Consider the following 15,524-nt stretch of genomic DNA (forward strand, 5'->3'; position numbering starts at 1 on the left):
GCGCTTGGATTCGGTCTCGGTCCCATCTTCGAGAAGGCCGGCCAGGGCAGCTATCTGCAATTCGTAGCACCCGGCGTCATTGCGATGTCCGTGCTCTTCACCTCGGTCTTCTCCGGCATCGGCCTCTTGTGGGACCGCCAGTTCGGCTTCCTCAAGGAGACGCTCGTCGCGCCGGTGCCGCGTATCCAGGTCATGGTCGGCCGCACGCTTGGCGGCGCCACCGTCGCAGTCATCCAGGGAGTCTTGATCGCTGTCATCTGCTTCATCGCCGGGCTGCGCGTGCACCATATCAGCGCCATTCCGCTGGCGTTCGTCTTCATGGGGCTCATCGCCTTCGTCTTCGCCTCGCTCGGCATGGCCATCGGCTCGGTGCTCGAAGACATGCAGGGCTTTCAGCTCGTGATGAACTTCCTCGTCATGCCCATCTTCTTCCTCTCGGGCGCGCTGTTTCCCCTGTTCGGTCTCGGCGTCGTGCTCAAGTGGATTACCCACCTCGATCCGCTCACCTACGGCGTCGATGCCTTGCGTGGCGTACTCACCTCGATGGGCTACTTCAGCCTCACCCTCGACGCGCTCGTGCTCTGCTGCCTGTCGGTGGTGTTCATTACAATCGGCGCAAAGCTGTTTTCAAGAATTCAGATCTGAGATGCCGCGTCCGAAAAGTAACCAGGCCCACAGCGAAGTCCTCAAAGCCGCCATCGCCCTCATGGCGGAGCGGGGAATCGACGCCGCCAGCATGGATGCCATCGCTCTCCGCGCCGGTGTCAGCAAAGCCACCATCTACAATCACTGGCGCGATAAAGAGGCACTCGTGCTCGACGCGATGGCCGACCTCCACGGCCATCACGAGCGCCCCGACTTCAACACCGGCAACACCCGCGCCGACATGGTTGCCGTACTATCCTTCCAGCCTCCACGCGCCCGCGCCGCACTCCAGCGTCGCATCACCCCGCACCTGATCGCTTACTCCGCCCGCCATCCCAAATTCGGCGACGCCTGGCGTCATCAGGCCATGGAGCCGCCACGCCGTGAACTCACGAGCCTGATCGAGCAAGGCGTCCGCCGCGGTGAACTCGTCCCGCAACCAGACATTAACCTCTCGCTCGCCATGCTGCTTGGCCCCGTGCTCTACCGCCACATCTTCCAACGCTCCGAGCCGAGCCTCGCCGAAAAACTTCCCGAGCGCGTCGTCGATGCCTTCTGGCGCGCCTTCCAGAAATCTCCCCAAAAGCAGCTTGCCCACAAGAACCGCTAGAGCATGCGCTGAAGGTTCTTCTTAGCCGCCGCCACCGGCTGCAACATCCCCGTCGAGATGCTCCGCACACCCCGGCCATTCGTGCCATTGGCCAAATTCGATCCGCTCTGCACCCGAGCCGTCAGCGGATGCTGCAACGTGACGATCAGCGCCGTCGCGGGCGTGTCCCCGCTGCAAACATAGCTATGTGTCGTGTCCGCGTCGAAGTAGATCGCATCGCCTGCTTCGATATGGTGCGTCGCCTCGCCATGCCGCACATCCAGCGCGCCAGCCAGCAGATACAGAAACTCGCATCCCGCATGTTGATGCGGCTTCGGCGCGCGCCCCGTCTTCACCGGAAGAAACTCCGCAAAGTAGGGGTCAAGCTGGCGGTCCGGCACCAGATACCCCAGGCTCTCGAAGAAGTACGACGGGTCATCGGCCCCCGTCTGCGGCAGCCGCACCCGTTCGCCGCGTCTGTGTACGCGGAACAGCGTCTCCTGCTCCGGCTCAAAAAAGTAGTTCAGATCTTTCGAGAAGACCATCGCAATCCGCGCGAGATTACGCAGCGTCGGCACCACGCGGCCTGTCTCCAGTTGCGAAAGGAAGCTTGCGGAAAGCCCCGTATGCCGCCCCAGTTCCACCAGGCCCATCGACTTTTTCAATCGAAGATATTTGATACGTTCGCCGATCCGTTTCTCCGCAATAAACATCTCTGCTGCTTCCACATTCATCTCAGTGGCCTTCCTGTCGGGCGAAACCTCGCCCATCCCACTGCGAGACACAACTGTTGACTGGGCTATGTCCTTGTTCATCGACGCTCACCGGCAAATTGAGATTTGGACCTGGCAGTAAAGATGGCGCAATTCATACAAAGGATGTTCGCACTCGTTCTCTACTTCCCTTGGATGCAGATTCCACCGCCGCGTGTAGTCTGACCGGAATGCTAGCCTGTCAATGATGAAGTTTTCCGCCAACCTGAATTGGTTGCCTGCTATCGCCATGCTATGGCTGGCTTTCGCCATCAGCTGCGCCAGTCCCGGTCCACCCGAGCCGCCGTCGTTGCATCTTCCGGGTATCGTTGCGGATCTCTCCGCCCAGCGCGTTGGCAATGCCGTCGCGCTCCACTGGACCACGCCTTCGCGCACAACCGATGACCTTGAAATCAAAGGCCCTGTCACGGCCGAAGTCTGCCGCGAAGCCCGCCCGTCGTCGCGTGCCTCGGCCTGCGTCCCAGTTCAAAAGCTCACCGTCACCCCCGGCGCAACCGAGACCACGGACCCCCTGCCTGCTACACTCACGCGCGACCCCGCCATGCTGCTTCTCTATCGCGTTCGACTCTTCAATGCCAACGGCCGCACCGCCGGCCCGTCACCTGTCGCCTATGCCGCCTCAGGAGCAGCGCCTCCGCCCGTCCAGCAACTGCACGCTGCCGCAACCCGCTCAGGCATTCTGATCGAGTGGACAGCTGGGCCCGCCTTCGTCGTCGATCTCGATCGCACTCTCATCGCAAAGCCCGTCCCCGCGCCCGCGAAGCCTGCAAACAATACCTCTCAGCCCGCCCCCAGACATCACGCCAATCTCTCCCCTGCAACGCCTGCTGAGATCCATCTTCAGACAGGCGACGCATCCTCCGATTCCGGGGGCACGCTCGACCGCAACGCGCAAAAGCGCGTGACCTATCGCTACACCGCGCAGCGCGTGCGCAGCATCGTGCTTGCCGGCCATGCGCTCGAACTGCGCAGCGACCCATCGCTGCCCATCACCGTCACACTCACCGACACCTTCCCGCCTGCCGCGCCCACCGGTCTCGCCGCCATTCCCGGCACGCATTCCATCGACCTCTCATGGGAGCCCGTCCCAGACAGCGATCTCGCAGGCTACATCGTCTATCGCCAGCCTGCCGCGCCGGCCGGAGCGTCGTCGCAACGCCTCACCGTCACGCCCATCACCGGTCCAGCCTTCAGCGACCAGACCGCCGTCCCCGGCCAGTCCTATAGTTATCGTGTCACCGCCATCGACACCACAGGCAACCAGAGCATGCCCAGCGCCGCCGTCGAACAAACCATGCCGGAGTCACAGCCATGAGCCACAACGATACAGCCATGAGCCAGGAGCTATAACCATGCGTTATGCAAAATTCCTCTCGCTCGAATCCGGGGCCTTCATCCCGCGCTACACCTTCGTCGAGCAGCGCGACAATGCACTCTGGGCCTCCGAGCTGATGGACCCGCCCGAAGAAGACCTCGCTGCGCAGCTCGCCCCGCCCATGTCGCGCGACGGCTTCCAGTCCCGTTCGCTGACCGACCTGCATCTGCTCGCGCCCGTGCATGCGTCCAAGATCGTCTGCGTCGGCCGCAACTACCGCGACCACGCCGCCGAACTCGGCAACGAAGTCCCCAAAGAGCCGCTGCTTTTTCTCAAGCCGCCCTCATCGCTGCTCGCGCCCAAGGGCGTCGTCCGCATGCCCGCTCTCTCCAGCCGCGTCGATTACGAAGGCGAACTGGCCATCGTCATCGGACGCCGTTGCCACAACCTCAATCCATCCGAAGACGTGCGCCCCTACATTCGCGGCTACACCATCGTCAACGATGTCACCGCCCGCGACATCCAGAAGTCCGACGGCCAGTGGACGCGCGGCAAGGGCTTCGACACCTTCTGTCCTGCCGGCCCCATCGTCTCCAGCGGCATCGACCCCTGCGGCTCCGAGACCACGCCACCCACGCCAGTCACGGTCACGACGCGGCTTAATGGCACGGTCAAACAGCAGGGAAGCACCCGCGATCTCATCTTCCCCATTGCGTACCTTATGCGCTACATCACCGCAACCATGACGCTCGAACCCGGCGACCTCATCCCCACCGGCACGCCCGCCGGAGTCGGCCCCGTCCAGCCCGGCGACCGCGTCCAGATCGAAATCGACGGCCTCGGCACCCTCGAAAACACCTTCGCTGCCGGGTGAACCCGTTCCACTTCTCTTCTGGCATTTCCATTCATTCCGTAGCGTAGCGAAGGAATCCGCACTTTCCTCCAACGCCGGGGTGCCCATCCATCGCGCATTTGGCGATGGGTGGGAAAGGCACAAAGACGGTGCCAAAAAAATCCTCACGTTGCTTTTGGATGAGTATGGGGGCTTCAGAGGGTGCTGAAAAAGTCAGTTTTACTTAAGGGCACGGCTTCAGCCGTGCCGCTAACGCTGCAAAATCAACGCGGCTTTAGCCGCCGAGGTACGCTTTCTTCCCGGCGAGACACTTTTTCATCACCCTCTTCAGCCCCACCAAAAAGTCGCCGAATTCAAGGGGCCTTAGCCCCGGGCCTTCTCTCCAGCCAACACAAGCGCCCTTTTTCAGCACAAAGTCCAGGCAACCGTCATTGCCGTTGTCTGCTTTCCTCCAACGACCAGGAACGCATCCAACCATACAGGCCGCTCCAACGCGACTCCGCCTAACTTGGTAAAATGGTAGTAACACCGAAGGAGCAAAAACATGGCATCTCTTCTCGAACAGCTTCGTGGTATGACCACCGTCGTCTCCGACACCGGCGACATCAACTCGATCCAGCAGTACAAGCCGCAGGATTCGACGACGAACCCCTCGCTCATCGCGGCCGCCGCCGGGAAGCCCGAGTACAAGTCCATCGTGGACGACTGCCTCCGCCAGGCCCGCAAAGAGGCCGGCCCCAGCGCCTCCGACAAAGAAGTCGCGCATCTCGCGTTCAATTCGCTCGCCGTCGCCTTCGGCATCAAGATTCTCCAGATCATCCCCGGCCGCGTCTCCACTGAAGTAGACGCCCGCCTCTCCTACGACATCGAAAAGTCCATCGAGACCGCCCGCAACATCATTGCCCAATACGAGAAGGCTGGCATCTCGCGCGAGCGTGTCCTCATCAAGCTCGCCTCTACGTGGGAGGGCATCAAGGCTGCCGAGATTCTCGAAAAAGAGGGCATCCACTGCAACATGACCCTCCTCTTCGGTCTGCATCAGGCCATCGCCAGCGCCGAGGCGAAGGTCACGCTTATCTCCCCTTTCGTCGGTCGCATTCTCGACTGGTACAAGAAGGACACCGGCAAGGACTACGTAGGCGCGGACGACCCCGGCGTCCAGTCTGTCACCGAGATCTATAACTACTACAAACACTTCGGCTACAAGACCGTCGTCATGGGAGCCAGCTTCCGCAATACCGGAGAACTCATCGAGCTGGCCGGCTGCGATCTCCTCACCATTGCCCCCAAGCTGCTCGGTGAGCTCGAAGCCGCACAGGGCACCCTTGTCCGCAAGCTCGACCCGGAAAAGGCCAAAGCGATGAAGATCGAAAAGATCCCCATGGACAAGGCCACCTTCGACAAGATGCACGCCGCCGATCGCATGGCTTCCGACAAGCTCAAGGAAGGCATCGACGGCTTCTCGAAGGCGCTCGAAGAGCTGGAGCTGAGCCTCGAAAAGCGCGTCAGCGAAATCAGCGAGCCCGTCGCCGCTCGCTAGACTCAGAACAAATTTCATCTTCAGAACACAAGAAAGCCCGGACTCCTCCGACGAGTCCGGGCTTTCTGTTTGGTTAGAAGTGGTACTTCATGGAAAGCTGAAGCTGTCTTGGGCCAGACCGCACAGGAGTTGTCTGTCCGGCGATATTTCCAAACGAGTTCGATTGAACGTTGCCAACCGGGTTGCCGAGATAGGCACTGTTGAAGAGGTTGTCAGCGTCCACGCGGAAGTTAATCTGGTTCTCGTGCCAGACGGTGAAATCCTTAGTCACGGAAGCTCCATAGCTCTGGAAGCCCGGAGCACGCTCCGGAGTCGGGCGCGACGTTCCAAAGGTTCCAGCCGCGGGTTGGCCATAAGCACAGACGCCATTGTCAACCCCTGGGGTCGTGCATGGAGTTGCCGAAGGATCGGTTCCGAACCAATTTGTGGCTGAGCGATGGACAATCTTCAGCTTGCGATAGTGGTTGGCTCGCTGCGAGTTGCCATTCACCCCGGAGTTGTTGCTCGACGTGTTGATGTTGACCGGGAAGCCGGTGTAACTGACGCCGGTCATGCCGAGCCTCCAACCACCGACGATCTCGTCCAGAATCAGCGGCATGGCGGAACCAAACATCCGTCCGCGGCCAACCGGAAGATCGTAAACCATGTTCCAGTTGATAGCATGGCGCACGTCCTGTCCTGCCGGACCATACTCGTTGTGCATGTTATAAACGTTCTCCGCATATGCGCTCGATACAGTTACGCTCGGAACGCCGTAGAAGCCTACGCTGTTTGTCATCGCATGGCTCCAGGTATAGTTCACCGTGTACTGTAGACCCTTCCACGGCCTTTGCCGGAAGGTCGTTTGCAGACCGTTATAGTTCATTACGGCGTTCGAGTCCGTATAGCGAATCACGCCGTTGTAGCCGACACCCGGAGTCGTATAGAACGGAGCAGGGGCCTGCGCCAGGCATGTTGCACTGGGGTTGGGCGTCGCCGCGCTCTGCACGATGCCGCCAATGATGCAGGGGTTGTGCAATTGGTTCCGCTGGTTCGCGGTCACAAGGTGTTGTCCGGTCTCGCCGATATAGCCCGCCTGCACCGACGCCGTATTGCTCAACTGATACTCCAGCGTCATGCTGTACATGCCGATGAACTCCGGCTTGATGTGCTTATTCCACACGTTGTAGACGCCGCCTGACGGCTTCGCGCCGGAAGCGGGATTGCTAAAGCCGTCTTCAATCTTGAAAAAGCTGCCTACATTCGTCGTTGTTGCCTGCACACCGCTTGCCTGATACGTGGACTGGAAAGGAAGGTTGGTCGTCATGCGCAGGTTTGCGCCTGTTCCTTCCATAAAGTTTTGCAGGCCGTATCCACCGCGCAGCACCCAGCGTGGAGTCGCCGACCAGGCAAAGCCGATGCGCGGCATCACGCTGCCGTAGAACGGATCGACCAGCGCGCGGCCGTAACCGGCTGCCCTGGCCTGAGGAGTTCCTGCCAGCAGAATCACTGCGGGATTGTCCGGATCAATGGTGGACATCTTGTTATTGACCTCGTAGATCGGCTGCACGTACTCGTACCGCACGCCGATGTTGACCGTCAGGTTATCGAGCATCCTCCAGTCGTCCTGAATAAAGTACGCATCGCGCCACGAGCGCATCCCCACCGGGCCAGCCACGCCGCCCTTGCTGACGAAGCCCGCTCGATCCAGCAGAAAGTCTGACGCGGCGTATCCGGTGTTGGAATAGCCGTTTGGATTGGCCGTGGGAGAAGCTGTGCCCGCGCCGAGGAAGTAGAAGCCGCCGAGCGAACCGTCATTGCCCGGATAAAAGTTGTTCTGCTGCTGGCGCATGAACTGCACACCAAACTTGAACGTATGCCGGTTCTTGAGCCACGTGAAGTTGTCGCCATACAGAAAAGTGTTCAGCGTGTAGTTGGTACCCAGGTTCGCGTTGCCCAGGTTGGTGTACTCGGTTCCGTTCGAAGCGGTGAAGCCTTGCGGGCTGTTGGAGTTTCCAAACCCCATCACCGCAAATCCTGCGAATGCCTGCGTCTGCCCGCTGGGAGAGTTACTGCTGATGCCGAGAATCTTGTTGCCATTCAGTCCGAAAACGCCCGAGGGATCCAGCAGCACGGCGCCGTTATTCTGGATGCGTGTGTAGCCTGCGCGAAATTCATTCACAAGCGAAGCATTGAAGGTATGGATCTCGTTGATGGCCACACCGCGCACTGGGAATGTAGGCGCGCTGGTAAAGCTGGTCAGCAGCGGATTCCTGTTGGTCTGGCCGCTGTCCGCTTTGGTAAAGCGGACCGAGAGACTATCCTTGTCGCTCGCCTTCCAGTCAACCCTGATGTCAAACTGGTCGCCATAATTGCGGGTCTTGGTCGGCCCCTGATAATTGTGTGTCGCAGGTGTATTGCTCGCGTCCGGCGCACGATTGGGCAGTGGATAGATCTCAGGATGCGAGAGCAGGTAAATGGCGGCAGGATTCGTAATGGGGATCTTATTGTTCGCGTAAGCGGGCGCGCCCGCCTGGGTCGCGTCGTACAGCTGAATCAGGCGGCTGTCGGACTTGCACTTGATCCCATTGATCAGCACGTAGTTCCCAGCCGTGAGACCCTGGTCGCCTGAGCACATCAACGATGGATCGAGCAGCTCAGAAAAGTCGCCCGTCCTCTCTTTCTGGGTCAGCACGGTTGCCGTTGTAATACCGCCGGAGTGATACCGCCCGCCCTGATAGTCGCCGAAGAAAAACAAACGGTCGTGCAGCAGGGGACCGCCAATCGTGCCGCCGAAGATATTCCGCGTAAACGAGTTCCTCGGAATGATCGTCGAGCCGTGTTTATTGGCCCACGTGTTTGCGTTCAGCAAGTAGTTGGTCAGGAAGTAAAATGCGCTGCCATGAAACTGATTGGTGCCGCTCTTGGTCTGGTACAGGACATCGCCGCCGAGTACGTTGCCGTACTCCGCCGGAGCGTTGGCCGATATGACCTGCACCTGCCCGATCGCGTCCACGCTGGGGCTGTAGCCCGGGATGTCGTCCAGTGTCTGGTTGATGTTCATGCCGTCGAGCAGGTACTGGTTTGCCTGCTGCCGATTACCGTTAATCGAGACCGTCTGATTGGCGCTGATCGGCCCTGAGACTGCTGCCTGATTCACAAAACCATTGGGATTCGTACTGATGGCGCCTGGCAGAAACATCGTCAGGGCAATGATGTTGCGGCTGACCAGCGGCACGTTCTCAATCGCGCGCGTATCGAGCGTCGTTGCCAGCGTCGGGTTTTCCGTGTTCAGCAGCGGAGCGACGCTAGCCTCGACCTGCACGTTCTGCGTCTGACTGGCCAACACCAGCTTCGCGTCAATCTTCGCGTTCTGGCCGGTCTCCAGCACGAACGGCCCAAGCGCCGCCGAGGCAAACCCCGCAGACTCCACTGTAACCTTGTAGCTGCCAATCTGGAGAAAGCGGATGTTGTAGAGACCGTCGTTGTTGGTTGTTGTTGTCGTGACGACCCCGGTGTTGACGTTGGTCGCCGTTACTTTTGCGTTGGGCACCACCGCCCCGGAGGGGTCGGTTACGGTGCCGTTGATGCTGCCTGTAATCGTTTGCGATGGAGCGACCGAGCCTGCCAATACGAGCGCCGCGATGAACCCGATCCGTATCGCCTGAAGTAGCCTATAGATGCTGCCGGTAACTTGCGCCTGCTGATTCATAAAGTCCTCCTGAAAAGAAGTGCTACAAATCAACTACAGTTCGTAAGAAAAGACCGTGGCCGTGGATTACGTTAGCGTTAAAGCGATGCCAAATCATAGGCAACGAGATGTATTTAGTCAAAGTAATTAGCAATGTGAAAAAGTACTAGGCAAATGCGCAGCATTTTCTGCACGTTTTGGACGTCTGACAACCACCCCGGACGCGGCGAGGCAGGCCGAGAACGCATGGCCACAGGAGTGCCTTGGATTGTTCCACGTGGAACAATCCGCGTTTCAGGTTCCAGATTTGTGGTAAGTCGCTACAGAATGTACCGGCTCAGGTCCTGGTCCTTCACAATCGAGGCCACCTGCTGCCGCACGTACTCCGGATCGACGACGATCACCTTCTCGACTCCGGTCTCCGTCTTCCGCTCGATGACAGGTAAGGGAGGCAGCGGCTTCTGCGTCTCGCCCGTCAGCGGAGCAGACGCATGGACCTCGGCGACCACGCCCTCGTCGGTCGCCTCCGTGCGCGGGCTCTTGAACAGGTCCGGCGCCTGGAAGCTGATCTCATCGAGCACCCGCTCGAGGATCGTGTGCAGCCGCCGCGCCCCGATGTTCTCCGTCGTCTCGTTCACCCGGAAGGCGAACTGAGCCATCTCGGCAATCGCCTCCTTGGTGAACTCCAGCTTCAGCCCCTCGGTTTCAAGCAGGGCCATCGACTGCTTCACCAAAGACGACTTCGGCTCTGTCAGGATCCTCACAAAGTCCTCAACCGTAAGAGATTGCAGCTCGACCCGGATAGGAAACCGTCCCTGAAGCTCGGGAATCAGGTCGCTTGGCTTCGAGACATGGAACGCTCCGGCTGCGATGAAGAGAATGTGGTCCGTCGAGACCATGCCATACTTCGTGTTGACAGTGGTTCCCTCGACAATAGGCAGTATGTCGCGCTGCACGCCCTCGCGTGAGACATCAGGCCCATGGCCGCCCTCACGCCCGGCAATCTTGTCGATCTCGTCCAGGAAGACCATCCCCGAGTCCTCGACCCGCTCGACCGCCAGCCGCGTCACCTGGTCCATATCGACCAGCCGGCCCTCCTCCTCCTGCACCAGGTAATCGAAGGCCTCCGTCACCTTCATCTTCCTCTTCTTGGTCCGTTGGCCGAAGAGTCCGGGCAGCATGTCCTTGAGGTTGATGTCCATCTCTTCGGTGCCCTGGTTGGTGATGACCTCGAAGCTCGGCATGTTCTTGTCGCGCACGTCCAGCTCGACGATGCGCTCGTCCAGCTTGCCCTCGCGGAACTGCTGCCGCAGCTTCTCGCGGTTCCTCTGCTCGCGCTCGCCCGGCTTCTCGCCGTCAGGAGTCGCCGCAGGCAACGGAATCGCCGCGCCGGGCGCAGGGGCGGGGGCCGCCGGTGCCGGAGGCAGCAGCAGGTCGAGCAGACGGTCTTCGGCGGCCATTTCCGCTTTGTCCTCGACCTCCTCCATCTTCTCCTCGCGCACCATATCGATGGCGATCTCGACCAGGTCGCGCACGATGGACTCGACATCGCGGCCCACGTAGCCCACCTCGGTGAACTTCGACGCCTCCACCTTCAGGAAGGGCGAGTTGGTCAGCTTGGCCAGCCGCCGCGCAATCTCCGTCTTGCCCACGCCAGTAGGCCCGATCATGATGATGTTCTTCGGCATGATCTCGTCAGCCAGCTCGGGCGAGAGCTTCTGCCGCCGCATCCGGTTGCGCAGCGCGATGGCGACCGCCCGCTTAGCCGCGCCCTGGCCGACTACATACTTGTCCAACTCTGCGACGATCTCACGCGGAGTCATCTCGTCGAGCGCCAACGCCTGATCGTCAGCCGTTCCCGGTAGATAAATTGCCATTGCGGAGGTCCTCTTCAGCCAGAAGTTACGAGCTGGTCTTCAACTCTTCAATCGTCATCTGGTCGTTGGTATAGATGCAGATCTGCCCGGCGATGGTCAGCGATTTGACGGCAATCTCCCGTGCATTCAGATCTGTGTTTTGCAGGAGCGCCCGCGCGGCGGCCAGCGCGTAGCTGCCGCCGGAGCCGATGGTCGCAATGCCTTCGTCCGGGTCGATGACGTCGCCGGTGCCCGAGAGCAGAAACGTCTGCTTCGCGTCGGTGACGATCAAGAGCGCCTCAAGCTGGCGGAGCATCTTGTCGGTGCGCCAGTCCTTGGCCAGCTCGACTGCGGCGCGGCCGAGGTTGCCTGCATATTGCTCGAGCTTGGTTTCGAAGCGCGCGAAGAGGCTGAAGGCATCGGCGGTCGAGCCGGCGAACCCGGCCAGGACTTTGTCGTTGTAGAGCTTGCGAATCTTCTTCGCCGTGCCCTTCATCACCGTCGCGCCCAGCGACACCTGCCCGTCGGCGGCCATGACTACCGAGTCGCCCCGCCGCACGCAGATGACGGTCGTCGAACGAATGCGTCGCCCCTCGCCCAGATCGAGCGGATGAGCGGAAGGCGTTGCACCGGAGATGGGTTTTTTCGGGGCGGACAGCCTGGATAAGGAAGATAAAGGCGCTTTCATGGGTACTTCTCAGTATATCGCCAATCCCAACCTCACCCCCGCGTCTGCTGCCTGAAGGCTCACTTACCGGCAGACCTGGTTGCCTGCGTCCTTAATGGCCAGAAACGTAATTGTTGCAGGAGCAAGTTCGACGCGGCCGGCCTTCTGCGCCTTGCCGCGAATCTCCGGCAGGTCGCCCGACGCCGTCACGTTCAGCTCCTTACCATTCAGGCTTACCTTGTCCGACATCAGCTCGCCCGAGAGCGTATACCGCTCCGACTTCACCGGCACATCAAGCGTGGCCGAAGCCGTCCGGTCGGCGTTGATGGCCAACAGCGCGACACCGCCCGGCTCGTTGCGCAGACACTGTGCATAGAGATGCAGGTTCTCCGAGGGCGAGGTGCCCGCATCGAGCACCGTCGTTCCCATCATCCTGCGCCAGAGCAATGCGGCCCAGTAGTTCGGTCGCGGCACGAGTGTGTTCTCGTCGATCAGCCCGTAGTCGCTTGCATCGAGCGTGTTGTGCATCACCACCTGCACGCCGCGTCTGGCCAGCGCGCCGAGCTGGTTCAGGTAGCGGAAGCTGTCGATGAAGTCCGAGGCCCAGGGATCGCCGCCACACGCCGTCTCGCCCGTCTCCGTCAGCCATATCGGCTTGCCTGGAGCGTACTTGTCGCGCAGCGCAGCATAAAACTCCTCATCGCGCTCCGTGAGCGAGAGCCACTCGTTCGACAGCGCCGTCTCCGGCGAGGAGTGCGGAATGTTGCCCATGCGCGCGCAACGCTGGGAGACGCCGCCGTAGAAGTGATACGAAAAGACATCGAGCCCCGGCCCTTCCGCATGCAACAGGTCCTCTGCGCGAAGCCCGTGCATACTGGCGGGCATGTGGTCCATCATGCCGATGTCGCCCACGGCGCTCGGCCCGGCCACTAACATCTCGGGTACATCCTGGCGCGCGAATGCGAGAAACGCTTTGAAGTCACGCCCGTATGCTGCCGCATCGTAATCTTTCGGTGCGCCGCCCATCGAGGCAAAGTTCGGCTCGTTGAACATCTCTGCTGCTGCGATGCTGCCGCCATCTGCCTTTGTAGCGGCCACGATCTTCTTCGCTTCGACCGGCGTCCACACGCCGTTTGCGCCGCGCACGCCGGGGCTGATGGCGAACGAGGTCACGATCTTCGCATCCGCTGCCTTGCCGAAGTCGATCACGCCCTTCCACTCCTGCCGCGTCAGGATGTCGCCAAAGCCTGCGGGCGGCGTCTTCGGTGCGGGACCATTGGAGTCGTCAAACCAGGTTGAGTTGGCCCAGGTCCCGCTGACCCGAACATATGCCGGCCCAAGCGCCGCGGCCAGCTTGCGCAGACGAGGATTCCCGAGATCGACCGGTGGACGGTAGCGATACATCGAAGGGTCCATTCCGGCAGGCCCGCCCGCTTTCGGTTGCTCGGCAGGCGCTGAGGCGCTGCTACTTTTGTAGGGGGCCCAGAAGCGCCCACCTGTGACCTCCACCATCTCAATGTTGTAGGACTGGTAGCGTTCGTCGACCGCGCCTACGAGGGGCATGTGCGCCGGTGCAAGGTCTACTGCTGACTGTGCGCAGGATGGCGAAGTAACGCCTGCCCATACCATCATCATGGTCGCTCCTGCCAATATCGTCACTACCGGTTTTGTCTTTGACACGATCCAGCCCCCGGAAGAATTGGTTTGAACTGCGACGAGAGTCTACATCTTCCTTGATTCGCTGTGAAATCGTGAGGTTTCGGCTCCGTCCCCTCCCCGCCCGTGTCTGGACGACGGCAGCGGCGTCCGGAGGTCGAGGCAACTCTGAAACGGATCAACGGATTCGTACACAGCAGAAGGCGATTCAATGTGCAACCTTCAGGACATCCGGAATATCCAGGAGCTGGCCAGCCTGCTTGCCGGAAACGTGACCCTTGTCTGTTCTGCCATCCCACAAAAGTCCGTTACTCAGTCAGCACCTCTCGTGTTCGACGGCTTCCGTTTGAACTATGCTTTCTTCCAGAGACACGTGTTCCACTTGATTCCATCTCATCTGCCTCCCGCTCTCGGCGAACCTCAGACGCTGGCTGCTCTTGGTGCGGGTGTCGTGGCTGCCATCAGCGTCAGCATCTATTTCCTGACGCGCAAACGTCCCACGGCCGAAGAGATCGAACGCGAGCGCCGCGATATGCTCGCCCACATCGGCCGCATTACGGACGGCACGATTATGGACACGATGATCAATCAGGCAGCAAGTGCAGCGTCCGGCGAGCCGGAGATGCCCGATGCCGCAACGCTCGCACCGAACATCATCGTCTACAACTACCGCATCGCGGGCGTCACCTACGAGTGCGCGCAGGACGTCTCGGCTCTGGCCGAGCAGGTGCGCGGTATCCGTTCCGACCTGCCGATTCAGGTGCGCTACGCTCCGCATAATCCCGGCAACAGTATCGTTGTCGCCGACTCATGGAGCGGCCTGCGGCTGAACGCGACCCAGTCTCACACCGCAGAGACGCATACGGACTCAGTAGCGTAGAAGCCCTGCCTCTGAAGCCGTTCGTTGAATCCACGATAGCCCCAGACTACACTTAACCCATGCACATGGTGGCCACCCCAAACCGCAGGATGCAGCGCGTTTTGCAGATTTCGATGGCGCTGACGTTCGGCTATGTGGTGGCGACATTTTTCTTCGGCCTCCGCGCCCACTCGCTGGCCCTGATCTCGGAGGCCGGACACAATGTCTCGGACCTGCTCGCGATTCTGCTTTCCTTCGTCGCTGTTTATTTCCAGTCGCGCCCGGCGACCGACGAGAAGACCTTCGGCTACCAGCGCGCCGGGGTGCTGGCGGCGTTCATCAATGCGGTCACGCTGATTGTTCTCTCTGCCTGGATTGCGATTGAGGCGCTGCATCGGCTCGCTGTGCCGGTTACGGTGCACCCGCGCCTGATGATGTATGTTGCTGCCGCCGGTGTGCTGATGAACGGCACCGTCGCTACGCTGCTGTGGCGTTTCTCAGGCGATGTGAACATTCGCAGCGTCTTTCTGCACATGCTCGGCGATACGCTCTCGACCGCTGCGGTCATCGTGGGTGGCTTGGCGATCCTGTTTACCGGCATGATGTGGATCGACCCCATCCTCTCGATCATCATCGCCGCGATGATTCTGTGGAGTTCGATCGGCATCGTGCGGGAGACGCTCAATATCCTGCTCGAAGGTACGCCCAGCAATGTGCAACTAGGCGCCGTGCGCACGGCCATGCAGTCGGTGCCGGGAGTGGTCGATGTCCATGATCTGCATGTCTGGTCGCTCGGGTCGCGGTCGCATGCATTGGCCAGTCACGTCACCATTGCGGAGATGCCGATGTCGGAGTGCGGCGATATTCTGACCGGCATCAACAATACGCTGCGCGACCGCTTCCACATTACGCACACCACCATCCAGTTCGAGACCACCGGCTGCGAGACGACGCACGGTTGCTCGGCCCCGCCTGAGCTTGAGGCCGTCGGTGCGCATGATCATCACCACCATGGTCATGATCACGGTCACGACCACTCGCATTAAAAACAACAGGGAACAGGCCTGGGCCCGTTCCCTGCGCGGATTGCGATGTGTCTGG

At 60.5% G+C, this 15,524-nt stretch carries 12 protein-coding genes; 7 read left to right on the forward strand and 5 right to left on the reverse strand.

What is annotated here, in order from left to right:
- Both VFU66_RS12255 and VFU66_RS12260 read left to right on the forward strand, forming a co-directional pair.
- Nucleotides 1-645, forward strand: a 645-nt coding sequence (locus VFU66_RS12255) for an ABC transporter permease (protein ID WP_326446545.1), incomplete at its 5' end; no start/stop codon positions are given.
- A 1-nt stretch (nt 646) separates the two neighbouring features.
- The gene (locus tag VFU66_RS12260) at nt 647-1,255 is read left to right on the forward strand and encodes a TetR/AcrR family transcriptional regulator (RefSeq protein WP_326446546.1); all 609 of its coding nucleotides are present in this window, start codon (nt 647-649) and stop codon (nt 1,253-1,255) included.
- Here VFU66_RS12260 and VFU66_RS12265 read toward each other — a convergent pair.
- Complete coding sequence (locus VFU66_RS12265; RefSeq protein WP_326446547.1) at nt 1,252-1,968, reverse strand: helix-turn-helix domain-containing protein; 717 nt, start codon at nt 1,966-1,968, stop codon at nt 1,252-1,254. The genes VFU66_RS12260 and VFU66_RS12265 overlap by 4 nt on opposite strands.
- Before the next feature lie 223 nt (nt 1,969-2,191).
- On the opposite strand from VFU66_RS12265, the gene VFU66_RS12270 reads away from it, so the two are divergent.
- From VFU66_RS12270 to VFU66_RS12280, 3 genes are all read left to right on the forward strand, one after another.
- On the forward strand, nt 2,192-3,322 hold the full coding sequence (locus VFU66_RS12270) for a fibronectin type III domain-containing protein (RefSeq protein ID WP_326446548.1): 1,131 nt from the start codon (nt 2,192-2,194) through the stop codon (nt 3,320-3,322).
- A 37-nt stretch (nt 3,323-3,359) separates the two neighbouring features.
- Complete coding sequence (locus VFU66_RS12275; RefSeq protein ID WP_326446549.1) at nt 3,360-4,196, forward strand: fumarylacetoacetate hydrolase family protein; 837 nt, start codon at nt 3,360-3,362, stop codon at nt 4,194-4,196.
- A 523-nt stretch (nt 4,197-4,719) separates the two neighbouring features.
- The gene (locus VFU66_RS12280; protein ID WP_326446550.1) at nt 4,720-5,715 is read left to right on the forward strand and encodes a transaldolase; all 996 of its coding nucleotides are present in this window, start codon (nt 4,720-4,722) and stop codon (nt 5,713-5,715) included.
- A 73-nt stretch (nt 5,716-5,788) separates the two neighbouring features.
- Here VFU66_RS12280 and VFU66_RS12285 read toward each other — a convergent pair whose 3' ends face one another.
- The 4 genes from VFU66_RS12285 to VFU66_RS12300 form a co-directional block, all read right to left on the reverse strand.
- Entirely contained in the window at nt 5,789-9,406 is a 3,618-nt protein-coding gene (locus VFU66_RS12285) for a TonB-dependent receptor (RefSeq protein WP_326446551.1), read from the reverse strand.
- Nucleotides 9,407-9,705: 299 nt separating this feature from the next.
- A complete protein-coding gene (gene hslU, locus VFU66_RS12290; protein WP_326446552.1) occupies nt 9,706-11,262 on the reverse strand; it encodes an ATP-dependent protease ATPase subunit HslU in 1,557 nt (518 codons plus the stop codon).
- Between the two features lie 25 nt (nt 11,263-11,287).
- Nucleotides 11,288-11,929: an ATP-dependent protease subunit HslV gene (gene hslV, locus VFU66_RS12295; protein WP_326446553.1), complete on the reverse strand. Its 642-nt coding sequence runs from the start codon at nt 11,927-11,929 to the stop codon at nt 11,288-11,290.
- 63 nt (nt 11,930-11,992) lie between these two features.
- A complete protein-coding gene (locus VFU66_RS12300; RefSeq protein ID WP_326446554.1) occupies nt 11,993-13,543 on the reverse strand; it encodes a hypothetical protein in 1,551 nt (516 codons plus the stop codon).
- 403 nt (nt 13,544-13,946) lie between these two features.
- Here VFU66_RS12300 and VFU66_RS12305 point away from each other — a divergent pair, with 403 nt between their 5' ends.
- The gene (locus VFU66_RS12305; RefSeq protein ID WP_326446555.1) at nt 13,947-14,444 is read left to right on the forward strand and encodes a hypothetical protein; all 498 of its coding nucleotides are present in this window, start codon (nt 13,947-13,949) and stop codon (nt 14,442-14,444) included.
- 101 nt (nt 14,445-14,545) lie between these two features.
- Nucleotides 14,546-15,469, forward strand: coding sequence for a cation diffusion facilitator family transporter (locus tag VFU66_RS12310; protein ID WP_414649433.1), 924 nt, complete (start codon nt 14,546-14,548; stop codon nt 15,467-15,469).
- Nucleotides 15,470-15,524 lie beyond the last annotated feature (55 nt).

Origin of the sequence: Edaphobacter sp., from assembly GCF_035763405.1 — a bacterium.
Classification (GTDB): domain Bacteria; phylum Acidobacteriota; class Terriglobia; order Terriglobales; family Acidobacteriaceae; genus Edaphobacter.